Genomic DNA, 13167 nt, shown 5'->3' with positions numbered 1-13167 from the left:
CGCACTGCCAGGTATTCCATGAAGTGCCCTGATTCCCGTTGTCACGGGGGAAACGGCGCGCTGTGCCCGGTAGGCTCACCAGTCTGTCGGTCGCCTGAAGGGGGTCGTGTTGCTCAACAGCGGTGACGTGTTCGCCGGGTTCACCGTCGAGCGGTTGCTCGGCGAAGGCGGAATGGGCGCCGTATATCTGGCCCGGCATCCCCGGCTCGGAAAACAGACCGCGTTGAAGCTGCTCAAACCGGAACTGTTCGCCGACGCCGCGATCCGCACCCGGTTCGAACGGGAAGCCGATCTCGCCGCCGCGCTCGACCATCCGAGCATTGTCACGGTCTACGACCGGGGGGTGGAGGGCGACCACCTGTGGATGTGCATGCAGTACATCGACGGCGCCGACGCCGGCACGGTCAACCCGCTGGCCCTGGCTCCGGAGAAAGCGGTACAGATCATCGCCGGTGTGGCCGACGCGCTCGACTACGCGCACGGTATGGGGGTCCTGCACCGTGATGTGAAACCGTCCAATATCCTGCTCGCCCGGGCCAATCCCGGGCAGGGCGAACGCGTTTTCCTCACCGATTTCGGATTGGCCCGACTACGCGCGGAAACGGTGCGGCTGACCCAGACCGGTATGTTCACCGCCACCCTCGCCTTCGCCTCGCCGGAACAGATGACCGGTGGCGACATGGACGGCCGCTCGGACCAGTATTCGCTGGCCTGCGCGCTGTACTGGCTGCTCACCGGTATGGCGCCGTTCGATTCGCCCAATCCCGCCGACATCATCCACGGCAATCTGCAACTCGCCCCGCCGCCGCTCGCGGTGAAACGACGGGGCCTGCCGCCGGGTCTGGATCCGGTGCTCGCGAAGGCGATGGCCAAACACCCCGGTCACCGGTACCGCACCTGTGTCGAGTTCGCGCGGGCTGCCGAACAAGCACTCACCGCCCCGGCGCCCACACAGAGCTATGTGCCGCCGACCGAGGCGAGCGGTCCAGGTATGGCGTATTCGGTTGCGGCGGGCGGATATTCGGCCGTTCCCGGTGCCGCGCCGGCACCGGCGGGGCCACCCGGTGTGCCCGCGGGACCACCGGGAGCGCACGGTGCGCCTGCCGGGTCACCGGGAGCGGTCGCGGGGGCGTCGGGTGGGCCCGCGGGCGTGGCCGGCGGTTACGCAGACAGTGGCTACCCGGCCGGTCGTGCCGGTGCCGTGCTGCCGCCCGGTGCGCCGGGACCGGCCGTGGAGCACCCCGGTGGCGCGACGATCGCTCCGGCCGGCGCGCCGATGCGGGCGGGGGATGTCGAGCACACCGGTGCGCAGCCGGTCGTGACACCGCCCGGTCCGGCGCCGCGCCCGGCCGTGGAACACACCGGCCCCGCCGGTGCGGCGCGGAGCGTGGGAGGCGAGCATACCGGGGGGATACCCGTGCAGGCCGTTCCGCGACCTCCGGCGCCCGGGCAGTACCACGGCTATCACCCGGCTCCGGCCGCGCACCGGCGTAACCGGGCGGCGTGGATCGCGGTGGCCGTTCTCATTCCGCTCATCGTGCTGGCCGTGATCGTGGCGGCTGTTCTGGTGGTGCTGGGCAGCAACGATTCCGGTTCCGAGGACGCGCCGGCCGCTGCTCAGCCCTCCACGCTCGAACGGGGCCCGGTCGCCGGTACCAGCGGCGAATCCGAGAACTCGCCGAAGACGGAGCCGGGCGACCGCACCCGGCGGCTGTTCTCCACCCTGCTGCCGCAGGGGTCGGAACTGGACGGGTTCGGCTATCAGGACGCGCTGTGCAGTCAGTACGAGCCGGGTGAGCAGATCCCGATACTCGAAGCGGTCCCGGTCTTCGACGAGGTCCTGGAAACCCGCCCGTGGGAATCGATCTGGGATTGCCGGCAGCGCTCGCTGGAGGCCACCCGGCTCGACTACACGATCATCACCTATCCGGATGCCGAGGACACTCTGGAGGTGATCGAAAGCCTGCCGCCCCATGATTCGGTCTCCGGTGCCAAGAGCGGTGAGCCCTATACCGCGCATCTGTGGGAGGAGCCCGGCGATCGGGGCCGGTCCACCGCGAACATGGTGGTCGGTTTCGGTGCCAGGACCGATTCGCCCCGGAGCGATTCGCTGTTGTTCGTCCGCTACTGGGGGACGGGAGCCCGCGGCGATATCGACCGCTGGTGGTCGAATGCCCCACTGTGAGCGCCGCCGTGCGGCGGGTGGGCGTCAGGCGTCGACGGTCGTGCCGCTTCGCGGTGCGGTCCTCGTCCAGATCGCCGATCTCATCGCCCTGGAAGCGGATCGACCCGGAATCGGGGCGGTCCAGCGCGCCGAGCATGTGCAGCAGGATGCTCCTACCTGATCCGGACGGCCCGATCACCGCGGTGAATTCACCGGCCTCCAGGCGCAGATCGATCCTGTCGAGCGCCCGGACCGGCCGTTCGCCGACCCGGTACTCCCTTCACCACATCGGTCGGTTCCAGCATGGCCGGCTGCGTCATCGCCACCCCGGTCTTCCACGGACATTCGTTCGGTGTGCGCGGCCCGGTCAGGCCACCGGCACGGGTGACGTCGTGCGCGCGTCGAGCACCGCGTAGAGAACGGGTTGTTCACTCGCCAGCTCGAGCCGGGCCTCTTCGGCGGTCCAGCAGCGGCCCGGGTCGAGCTCCAGCTTGGCGTCCACATGAATGTTCCACCGATAGCGCAGCGCCGCAAGCACTCCTTGCGGTCCGCCGAACAGACGGTCGAGGTGCGGGATGTCGTCGAAGAGGTCCGGTCGCGCCGGATCGAGGGCGGCGCGGTCGAGGACGGTGTGCAGGATGTCGGTGCGCAGGTGCTGATCTTCCCAAGACATGATCCGAGCCCTTTCGGTCGGGGGCCGGGTGTTCGCCGGCCGGTGGTGCGGCGACCTCGTGTTCCACGCTAGGAATCGGGCGCCGGTAAATCGTCGTGCCGTGGATGTGAATCGCTGTCCTACCGTGGGTGGAGCCGGGAACCGGCCGTAGCAGGATGCCGAGCGCCGCCGGGGGCGCTTACCCTGGACGAATGACTGAGAGCCACCTCACACGGGTTGCCGCCGCAGGGGGCCGCGCGCAGCCGGTGGGTGGTGGCGCGGAGAAAGGATTCGGCCCGCCCGCCCCGGCCCCGCCGGTTACGACGACGGACCCGGGCGAAGCGGTGGCCGCGACCCGGCCCGCAGGGTGGGCGCGCGCTCGACGCCGGCTGGGCGCGGGGGTGGCGAAACTGCTCCCCGGGGCCCCGTACCCGCTACGGGAACTGCCCTTCGACTATCCGCCCAAGGTCGTGCTGTTCACCGATCTGGCGTTCTTCGTCATCGGTGTGGTGGCCTGTCTGCAGCGGCACGAATACTTCCCCACCGCACTGCCGGTAATCGCGCTGGTGCTGCTGTTCGCCTCCGGCCCGGTGTATGTGCTGTTCGGGATCGTGCCGCGGCCGCTGCCACTGTTCGCTGCCACGATGATCGCGGCGGCGCTCTTCTTCGTCCAGCCGGTGGACTCCGATTTCGCCCCCTTCGTGCTGATGGTCGGTATCGCCGAGATCGCGGCGATCGCACCGAAACGGCTGAGTATCCTGCTGGCGGTGGTCGCCGCGGCCGAACTGCTCGCCTTCGCGCTGGTGGGGGAGGCACTGTGGGGCGACCACTCGCTGCGAACCGGTTTCCCCATGTACGCGCTCGGCATCCTGCTCGGCTGGCTGGTGGGGGTGATGCTGCAGTATCAGCGGCTGTTCCTGTACCAGGAACGGGAGAATCAGAGCGCGCGGGCCGCGCAGGCCGCGGCCGCCGAACGCAACCGGATCGCGCGCGAGGTACACGATGTCATCGCCCACTCGCTCACCGTGACCCTGCTGCACGTGACGGCCGCCCGGCACGCCCTGACCGCCGATCGTGATGTGGACGAGGCGGCCGACGCCCTCGTCGACGCCGAACGACTGGGCCGCCAGGCCATGTCCGATATCCGGCGCACGGTCGGCCTGCTGGATTCGGTGCCGTCGGCGGCCGGGGTCGAACCGGGTGCCGGCGATATCCCGGCTCTCGTCGACGACTTCGTCAATGCCGGCCTCACGGTGAACCGGCGTTTCACCGGCGATCTGGCCGGGGTCTCGGCGGCGGTCGGGTTGGCGCTCTATCGCATCTGCCAGGAATCGCTGGCCAATATCGCCAAGCACGCCCCGGGCGCGGAGGTGGAGCTGACGGTTTCCGTGGACGGCGGCTCGGCCGTCGTACGCGTCCACAATACGATCCCCCGCGGCCTGCCCCCACAGTTCGGCCGGGGGACCGGGGTCGCCGGGATGCGGCACCGGTCCGATGGGCTGGGCGGTCGTATCCGGATCGGACCGGAGGCCGGTGGGTGGCTCGTGCGCGCGGAGTTCCCGCTGGACGACCACCCCGCGCATGCCGCGACCCCGAGCCGGGACCGGCTGCGTTGCCCCATCTCGGAGATCATCGCCGACCGCGACGCGGGCCCCGGCCGCGGCGACGAACCGCGTCCGGCATGAGAGGCTGCGGCCGGGCCCGGCGACCCCGCCGCCGGCCCGATGGCCTAGGCGCCGACGCCGGGCCGACCGCGGACGGATCCACCGCCGGCGCGAGCGCGAACGCGCCGGCGGAACGATGAGGTGCGACCTCCGCTTCCGCGGACCGCACGAACCTGCTCCGTGGAAGGAATGACGATGCGATATCTCCGCCTTCGCTACGGCCCCCGCGGACCGTATGCACCTGCTCCGAGGGAGAAACAATGACCAGGCCGGCCGACACCGATCCGGAGGCGGTCGAGGTGCTGATCGCCGATGACCAGGAACTCGTCCGCGGTGGGTTGCGGCGTATTCTGCGCCGCCGCGACGGTTTCCGGATCAGTGAATGCGCCGACGGTGACGAGGTGCTCGCGGCGGTCGCCGCGCACAGCCCCGATATCGTGCTGATGGATCTGCGGATGAAGCGGGTCGGCGGTATCGAGGCGACCCGTCTGCTCCGCGCCCGCGCTCCCGAACCTCCGGTGCTCGTGCTCACCACGTTCGACGACGACCAGCTGCTGTCCGGTGCCCTGCGCGCGGGTGCGTCCGGGTTCCTGCTCAAGGATTCCCCTGCCGAGGACCTGATCCGCGCCGTCCGCACCGTCGCCGCAGGCGGTGCCTGGCTAGACCCCGCCGTCACCGGGCGGGTGCTGTCCACCTACCGTAGTACCGCCGCCGCCCCGCCCGCGCCCGCGGTGGCCGTCGAGCTGACCTCCCGGGAACGCGAGGTGCTGGCGCTGATCGGCCGCGGCCGGGCCAACAGTGAAATCGCGCACGCGCTCGGAATCTCCGAGGTGACCGTGAAATCCCATGTGGGTCATATCTTCGGGAAGCTGGGCGTGCGCGACCGCGCGGCGGCCATCGTCTACGCGTTTGACCACGGTGTGGTGTCCCCTGGACAATCCAGGGTCTGACGGGCAGCCCGGGTGCGATCCGTGGCCGGCTGAGACGGTGCCCGCGCGTGGAGAGGATGGACGGGTGCAGGCGCCTGGCTCGGAAGTCGATAGGTGGTTCGGTCCTTACGAACTGCGCTCACTGCTGGGTAAAGGCGGGATGGGCGAGGTCTACGAGGCCTACGACACCGTGAAGGAGCGGGTCGTCGCGCTCAAACTGCTCTCCGACGCGCTCGCCGGCGACCCCGAGTACCAGATCCGGTTCCGCCGGGAATCGCAGGCTGCCGCCCGCCTCGCCGAACCGCACATCATCCCGATCCACGACTGGGGTGTTATCGACGGTCGCCTGTTCATCGATATGCGCCTGGTCCAGGGCATCGATCTGCGGGCACTGTTGCAGGCGGAGGGGCCGCTGAGCCCGCAGCGGGCGGTCGGCGTGATCGAGCAGATCGCCGCCGCGCTGGATGCCGCGCACGAGGGCGGTCTGGTGCACCGCGATGTGAAACCGGCGAATATCCTCGTCACCCCGGCCGACTTCGCCTATCTGGCCGATTTCGGGATCGCCCGCCACGAGAGCGATACCGGCGTCACGCAGGCGGGTGTGGCGATCGGTTCCTATACGTACATGGCGCCGGAGCGTTTCGACAGCGGCCCGGTGACCCCGCGCGCCGATATCTATTCCCTCGCTTGTGTGCTGCACGAATGCCTCACCGGGGCGACGCCGTTCCCGACGGCCAGTGTGGGTGTGCTGATCCGCTCGCATCTGACCGAACCGCCCCCGCGAGCAAGCGTGCAGCGAACCGGATTACCGGCCGGGCTCGATGATGTGATCGCATGGGGTATGGCCAAGGATCCGCACGAGCGATTCGCTACCGCAGGTGAACTAGCTGTAGCTGCCCGCACCGCGCTGAACGCCCCGGCGCGTTCCCCGCATCCCGCCGGTCCGGAGCCGCGGCACGGCGAATCTCTCGCTACCCCCGAGGTGTCGAGTCCGTCCGCGCCGCCGACCGGCGGAATTCCCACCCTGGTGGTCCGGATGCCGCGCGAGGAGGGCGCGCCGGACCCGGCCACCACGCTGCCCGCGATCATCCCCGGCGACCCGACCTCCTTCCGGCCCACAGAAACCGAGTTCACGCCGCTACCCGCCGACGATCCCACGCCGGCCGACCCCGAGGCGCCGGCCGGCGGTATCCGTCCGTTCCCGGACGCGCATCTCTACCAGAACGAGCAGTTGCATCCGGCCGCCGATCCGTCACAGTACGAGAATCCGGCGCCCGCGACCGGGGGTATGCCGGTGGCGGATTTCTACCCGCACGATCAGGCGACCCGCATCTACGGTGAACCCGGCTATCCGCTCCCGGGAGCCGAGGAGAACACCCGTGTCTTCCAACCGGCGGACGAGGCGCCCGCGCCCTACTCCGCCGACGAGCCGACGCATGCCTACCAGCCGACGGCCCAGGAGTCTTCGGGACTCGCCTATTCCGCCGAGGACCCGACCCGTGTCCACCGGCCGGTGGATCAGGCTTCGTCGGGGCTCGCCTATTCCGCCGAGGAGGCGACCCGGGTCTACCGGCCGGTGGATCAGGCTTCGTCGGGACTTGCCTATTCCGCGGAGGAGGCCACTCGGGCCTACCGGCCCGTGGAGGAGGGGCCCGCGGGGCTCGCTTACTCCGCCGAGGAGGCGACCCGGGCCTATCGGCCGGTGGATCCGGTGTCTTCGGGGCTCGCTTATTCCGCGGAGGACGCGCACGGCGCGTACCGGCCGCAGTACCCGCCGTCCGAACCGACCGGCCGCCACGACGCTCCGGCGCCGGACGACCACTACGGCTACCGGGCCGACGATTCCGGCCCGCCCCCGGCCGACCCGTACGCGGCCGCCTACGAGGCCGGCTATCGCGACAGTTACGCCGCGAACGCGCGAACCCGCGACAACGCCCCCGGCGGCGAGCGGTCCAAGGTCGTTCCGATTTTGACCGGTATCGGGGTGTTCGCGGTGGTGGTCATCCTCGCGGTACTCGGTCTCCAGTTCCTCGGCGGCGCCGGCGGCCCGGAATCCACCGGCGCCGCCGATACGACCGGCGCCGCCACCACCTCCGCACCCGAACAGACCTCGGCGGCCGGCAGCAGCGCCGAACCCACCACCACCACCACCGCGCGCACGAGCACCACCACGTCGGCGACCACCACCACGCGCCGGGCCGATCTGCCCGCGGGCGCGCAACCCTGCTCGGGTTCGGCGTCGGGCGGCTCCGAATACGGCTCGGCGGCAACCGGTACCGCGGTGACCAGCTGCGAATTCGCCGAGGCGGTCCGGCAGGCCTACCTCGATCCGACCGTCGTCTCGGCCGACGGCGATCCGGTCTCCGTCGAGGCCACCAGTCCGGTGACCGGCCAGGCCTACACGCTCGAATGCGTCGCTGCCGGCGGTGTGGTCACCTGCCGGGGCGGGAACAACGCCGTCGTCTATCTCTACTGACCTGCGGTCGATACGGAATCGGGCACTCCCTCGCCGGTTCGGCGGGCTCATCCGATCCGGCCCGGGGCCGTCGATGGAGTACGGTTTTCCGACCGGGTACGAATCATCGGGACTGTGGGAGATCGCAAGAGCCATGCGGAGAGAAGTGTCGGCCGATAAGAAACGGGAAATCCCACTGGTCCGCCGCCTGCTCGCGGTCACCGCCTGCCTGCTCGTCGCGGCCTTTGTGGCGTCCTGCGGATCCGAGCCGGAGAAGCGTCCGCTGGCCACCTCGATCACCCAGGCGGCGGCCGGAGCGCCGGGCGGCGAGGTCTCCATCACCATTCCGGGCACGCTGGCGGCCGATTTCACGGTGATGGAGCAGTCGGCGAAAGGGAAGCTGGGTCTGGCGATCATGCCGGTGGGCGGTGAACAGCTCGTCGGACTGGGGAAGTGGACCACCGGCCCTGCCTGGTCGACTATGAAGGTCCCGCTGGTGGTGGCCGCGGAACGAAAGAACCCCGGCGGCCAGTCCTACGCTGTCTCGGCCGCTATCACCGCGTCGGACAATTCCGCCGCGGACAGTCTGTGGTCCGCGCTGGGCACCCCGCGGGAGGCGGCCCAGTCGGTGCAGGCCGTGCTGCGCGAGGGCGGTGACAATGTCACCGTCGTGGCCGAGAAGCCCAAGCGCGCGGAATACTCGTCGTTCGGCCAGTCCGAATGGTCGCTCGCCGACCAGGTGCGGTTCGCCTCGAAACTGCCCTGTCTCCCGGGGGCGGACAAGGTCGTGCAGCTGATGGGTTCGGTCAGCGCGAACCAGCAGTGGGGCCTCGGTTCGGTGTTCGACGCGGCCGAGTTCAAGAGCGGCTGGGGTCCGGACGCCGAGGGTGCCTATCTGGTGCGTCAGTTCGGGCTGGTACCGGCACGCGACGGCTCGGTGGCGATAGCGCTTGCCGCGCAACCGGATTCGGGCACGTTCTCCGACGGGATGAGTCTTCTCGACGAGATGGCGGGCTTGATCTCACAGCATCTGGGCGAGTTCACCGGCGGATCCTGCCCGGCTCGATGACCGGTGGCCCCGTACGGTGCGCGGGTGTTACCGGACATTCACGGGCCCGACGCGGCAAAGGTGTGGCGCAGCGGGCAAGATGGGCGCCATGCGCATCGGAATCCTGACCGGAGGTGGGGACTGCCCGGGACTGAACGCGGTGATCCGCGCTGTCGTTCGCACCGCGAACGGCCGCTACGGTGACGCGATCGTGGGCTTCGAGGACGGGTGGCGCGGATTACTCGAGGACCGCAAGATCCGGATCCAGAATGACGATCGCACCGACCGTCTACTCGCCAAGGGCGGCACCATGCTCGGTACGGCGCGTACCAACCCCGATATCCTGCGCGCCGGCTTGGGCCGGATCCGCCGGACCCTCGACGACAACGGCATCGAAGCGCTCATCCCGATCGGCGGGGAGGGCACGCTGACCGCCGCCAGCTGGCTGTCCGAGGAAGGCGTTCCGGTCGTCGGCGTCCCGAAGACGATCGACAACGATATCGACTGCACCGATGTCACCTTCGGCCACGACACCGCCCTGTCCATCGCCACCGAGGCCATCGACCGGCTGCATACCACCGCGGAATCCCATCAGCGGGTGATGCTGGTCGAGGTCATGGGTCGGCACGCGGGCTGGATCGCCGTGCACGCCGGGATGGCGGCGGGCGCTCATCTGACGCTGGTCCCCGAACAGCCCTTCGACGTGACCGAGGTCTGCGCGCTCATCAAGAGCCGCTTCCAGCGCGGAGACAAACATTTCATCTGCGTGGTCGCCGAGGGCTCGCACCCGGCCCCCGATTCCGGTTTCACCCTGCGAGAGGGGGGGATCGACGAATTCGGGCACGAACGGTTCACCGGCGTCGCGCAGCAGCTGGGTGTGGAGATCGAACGCCGTATCGGCAAAGAGGTCCGCACCACGGTGCTCGGGCACGTGCAGCGCGGTGGTAGCCCGTCCCCGTACGACCGGGTGCTGGCGACCCGGTTCGGCCTGCACGCGGCCGAAGCCGTGCACGCCGGGCATTTCGGTCAGATGGTGGCCCTGCGGGGCACCGAGATCGGGCTGGTGCCCTTGCACGAGGCGACCAAACAACTCAAACGTGTTCCGGCCGACCGCTACGACGAGGCCCGGGCCTTCTTCGGCTGAGCGCCGCCCGGCGGGTCCGGAATCGGCGGTCCGGCCGAAATCCTCGCTGCGACCCCGGTGCTTCACCCGGGCCCGGCCGTAGCGCGGGGATACAGTCGCACCATGCGCCATGGCAGGGGAGTGTTGCTGGTTGCGGTTCTCTCGATGCTCGTCCCGGTGTTGGCCGGTTGCTCGGGCGGCGCTGTCGACGACCGGGTGCGCGGGCAATGGCACGGGGCCATCGAGGTCCCCGGCGCGCCGGTCGTGGTCGCGGTGGATTTCACCGGCCGGCACAGCGGGCGGATCGATATACCCGCCGAGAAGGTCACCGGCCGTGCCCTGGCCGGGGTGGTGGCCGAACCGGAGCGGGTGGAATTCGGGGTGCCGGATATGCCGGGTGACGCGCGGTTCGCGGGCCGGTTCGACGAATCGGCCGATGCGATCGTGGGTGATTTCAGCCGGTCCGGGCACAGTTTCGGACTGCGGCTGAACCGCCGGCCGGTCGGGCCCCCGGCCCGCCCCCAGCGACCCGCGCCGCCGTATCCCTATATCTCCGAGGATGTTTCGTACCCGAGCGGCGGTATCACCGTCGCGGGGACGCTGACCCGTCCCGCGGCGGCCACCGGCCCGCTGCCGGCGGTCGTCCTCATCAGCGGCAGCGGACCCCAGGACCGCAACGAGGAGATTGCCGGACATCAGCCCTTCCTCCTGCTGGCCGATACCCTCACCCGTGCCGGGTACGCGGTGCTACGCACCGACGATCGCGGGGTCGGCGGTACCGGCGGCAATCTGAACCAGGCGAACTACACCGACCTGACCGGTGATATCGAGGCCGGGCTGCGTTTCCTGCGCGAGCGCCCGGAGATAGATTCCGGCCGTATCGGCCTGCTCGGCCACTCCGAGGGTGGCTATCTGGCGCCGCTCGTCGCCGCGCGGCCCGAGAACGGGATCGCGTTCACGATCCTGATGGCCGCCCCCGCCGTCCCGGGCACCGATATCGTCCTGGCCCAGGGCCGCCGGACCTTCACCGAGGCCGGTGCCACGCCCGAGCAGCTGGACACCCATCTCGCCTTCCTGCGGGACTGGACCGCGGCGTTGCGGGACGGCCGGCTCACCAGGGCGGCGCGGCTGTCGGAGACCTACAACCGCACGCTGCCCCAGGGTCTGCGCGCCGTCTCCGAAGCCCTCACCGGGGAGAACACCCCGTACATGGCCGCATTGGTGTCCTACGATCCGGCACCCGCGCTGTCCGCGCTGCGGATACCGGTGCTGGCGTTCTTCGGGTCCAAGGATGTGCAGGTCCCGCCGGCGCAGAACGCGCAGCCCATGCGTGATCTGCTGGGCGCCGGCCCGGACGCCACCGTCACGGTGCTGGACGGGCTCAACCATCTGATGCAGCCCGCCGGAACCGGCCTGCCCACCGAGTACGAGTCCATCGAGACAACCATCGCTGCGATGGCCCTCGAAACGGTCACCGGCTGGCTCGGCGTCCGGGTGCGGGCGGACTGACCGCCCACCGGAGGGTACTGCCCGGCCGCTTAGACTGTGGGCCATGAGCGCACCCACCGTCGAACTCATGGATTACGCCGAGGTCGTCACCCGGTACGAGCCGGTGCTCGGCATGGAGGTCCATGTCGAGCTGAACACCGCGACCAAGATGTTCTGCGGTTGCCCGACCACCTTCGGCGCCGAACCCAACACCCAGGTCTGCCCGGTCTGCCTGGGCCTGCCCGGTTCGCTGCCGGTGGTCAACCAGCAGGCCGTGGAGTCGGCGGTGCGGATCGGCCTGGCGCTCAACTGTTCGATCACCCCGTGGGGCCGGTTCGCGCGCAAGAACTATTTCTACCCCGACCAGCCGAAGAACTACCAGATCAGTCAGTACGACGAACCCATCGCCACCGAGGGCTATCTCGACGTCCCGCTCGACGACGGCACCACCTTCCGGGTGGAGATCGAGCGCGCGCACATGGAGGAGGACACCGGTAAATCGGTGCACGTCGGCGGTGCGACCGGGCGTATCCACGGGGCGAGTCATTCCCTGCTCGATTACAACCGGGCCGGGGTGCCGCTCATCGAGATCGTCACCAAACCCGTCACCGGCGCCGGTGACCGCGCGCCCGAGGTCGCGCGCGCCTACGTCACCGCGCTGCGCGACCTGCTGAAATCCCTGGATGTCTCCGATGTCCGGATGGAACACGGCTCGCTGCGCTGCGACGCCAATGTCTCGCTCATGCCGGTCGGCGCCGAGGTCTTCGGCACCCGCACCGAGACCAAGAACGTGAACTCACTCAAGAGCGTCGAGGTCGCGGTCCGGTTCGAGATGCGCCGCCAGGGCGCGGTGCTGGCCACCGGCGGCGAGGTGATCCAGGAGACCCGGCACTTCCACGAGGCCGACGGTTCCACCTCCCCGGGCCGCCGCAAGGAGACCGCCGAGGACTACCGCTACTTCCCCGAACCCGATCTGGAACCGGTGGCGCCCGATACGGCCTGGGTGGACGGGCTGCGCGGCACCATTCCCGAATATCCGTGGCTGCGCCGCGCGCGTATCCAGTCGGATTGGGGTGTCTCCGACGAGGTGATGCGTGATCTGGTGAACGCCGGCGCGCTGGACCTGATCATCGCCACGGTCGATGCCGGCGCGCCCGCCAGGGAAGCGCGTTCCTGGTGGGTCGCCTACCTCACCGAGAAAGCCAACGAGCGCGGTGTCGCCCTCGAGGACCTACCGATCACGCCCGCGCAGGTAGCCGAGGTGATCGGCCTGGTGGAGGCCAAGACGGTGAACAACAAGGTCGCCAAACAGGTGGTCGACCTGGTGCTCGATGGTGCAGGCGATCCGGCCCATATCGTGGAGAGCAAGGGCCTGGGCATGGTCAGCGACGACAGCGCGCTGCAGGCCGAGGTCGACAAGGCGCTGGCCGCCAATCCCGATATCGCCGACAAGATCCGCTCCGGCAAGGTGCAGGCCGCGGGCAAGATCGTCGGTGATGTCATGAAGGCCACCCGGGGTCAGGCCGACGCGGCTCGCGTCCGCGAACTGGTCCTCGCTGCCTGCGGCGGGTAGATCCGAGAAATTCCGATACCGGCCCGTCCCGCCTCTTGCGGGGCGGGCCGGTTCGCGTGGCGGGCAGGTCG

The 13167-nt window shown here is 69.8% G+C and carries 9 protein-coding genes and 1 pseudogene; 8 read left to right on the top strand and 2 right to left on the bottom strand.

Features of this window, described 5'->3' with window-relative positions; genetic code table 11:
* Positions 1–106: 106 nt before the first annotated feature.
* Positions 107–2185 (top strand): serine/threonine-protein kinase, encoded by a 2079-nt coding sequence (locus NGR01S_RS32930; RefSeq protein WP_063041462.1) that lies wholly within the window; start codon positions 107–109, stop codon positions 2183–2185.
* A gap of 109 nt (positions 2186–2294) precedes the next feature.
* On the opposite strand, the pseudogene NGR01S_RS33275 reads toward NGR01S_RS32930, so the two are convergent.
* Positions 2295–2363: pseudogene (locus NGR01S_RS33275) on the bottom strand (ABC transporter ATP-binding protein); the annotation flags it as partial.
* Between the two features lie 168 nt (positions 2364–2531).
* On the bottom strand, positions 2532–2837 hold the full coding sequence (locus NGR01S_RS26490) for a hypothetical protein (RefSeq protein ID WP_063041459.1): 306 nt from the start codon (positions 2835–2837) through the stop codon (positions 2532–2534).
* 191 nt (positions 2838–3028) lie between these two features.
* On the opposite strand from NGR01S_RS26490, the gene NGR01S_RS26485 reads away from it, so the two are divergent.
* The 7 genes from NGR01S_RS26485 (at position 3029) to gatB (ending at position 13096) form a co-directional block, all read left to right on the top strand.
* Entirely contained in the window at positions 3029–4501 is a 1473-nt protein-coding gene (locus NGR01S_RS26485) for a sensor histidine kinase (RefSeq protein WP_084481729.1), read from the top strand.
* A 239-nt stretch (positions 4502–4740) separates the two neighbouring features.
* Entirely contained in the window at positions 4741–5430 is a 690-nt protein-coding gene (locus NGR01S_RS26480) for a response regulator transcription factor (protein ID WP_174551751.1), read from the top strand.
* Between the two features lie 64 nt (positions 5431–5494).
* Complete coding sequence (locus NGR01S_RS32925) at positions 5495–7885, top strand: serine/threonine-protein kinase (RefSeq protein ID WP_281179806.1); 2391 nt, start codon at positions 5495–5497, stop codon at positions 7883–7885.
* Positions 7886–8030: 145 nt separating this feature from the next.
* Positions 8031–8933 carry a serine hydrolase family protein gene (locus NGR01S_RS26470; RefSeq protein WP_245664793.1) on the top strand — a complete coding sequence of 301 codons (903 nt, stop codon included), beginning with the start codon at positions 8031–8033 and terminating at the stop codon, positions 8931–8933.
* An 88-nt stretch (positions 8934–9021) separates the two neighbouring features.
* Positions 9022–10056, top strand: a complete 1035-nt coding sequence (locus tag NGR01S_RS26465; RefSeq protein WP_063041558.1) for an ATP-dependent 6-phosphofructokinase — start codon at positions 9022–9024, stop codon at positions 10054–10056.
* A 102-nt stretch (positions 10057–10158) separates the two neighbouring features.
* Positions 10159–11544 (top strand): alpha/beta hydrolase family protein, encoded by a 1386-nt coding sequence (locus NGR01S_RS26460; RefSeq protein ID WP_063041453.1) that lies wholly within the window; start codon positions 10159–10161, stop codon positions 11542–11544.
* Between the two features lie 43 nt (positions 11545–11587).
* A complete protein-coding gene (gatB, locus tag NGR01S_RS26455) occupies positions 11588–13096 on the top strand; it encodes an Asp-tRNA(Asn)/Glu-tRNA(Gln) amidotransferase subunit GatB (RefSeq protein ID WP_063041451.1) in 1509 nt (502 codons plus the stop codon).
* Positions 13097–13167 lie beyond the last annotated feature (71 nt).

This window comes from Nocardia grenadensis NBRC 108939, from assembly GCF_001613445.1.
Lineage (GTDB): Bacteria > Actinomycetota > Actinomycetes > Mycobacteriales > Mycobacteriaceae > Nocardia > Nocardia grenadensis.
This window is presented reverse-complemented; position numbering and strand designations above follow the sequence as displayed.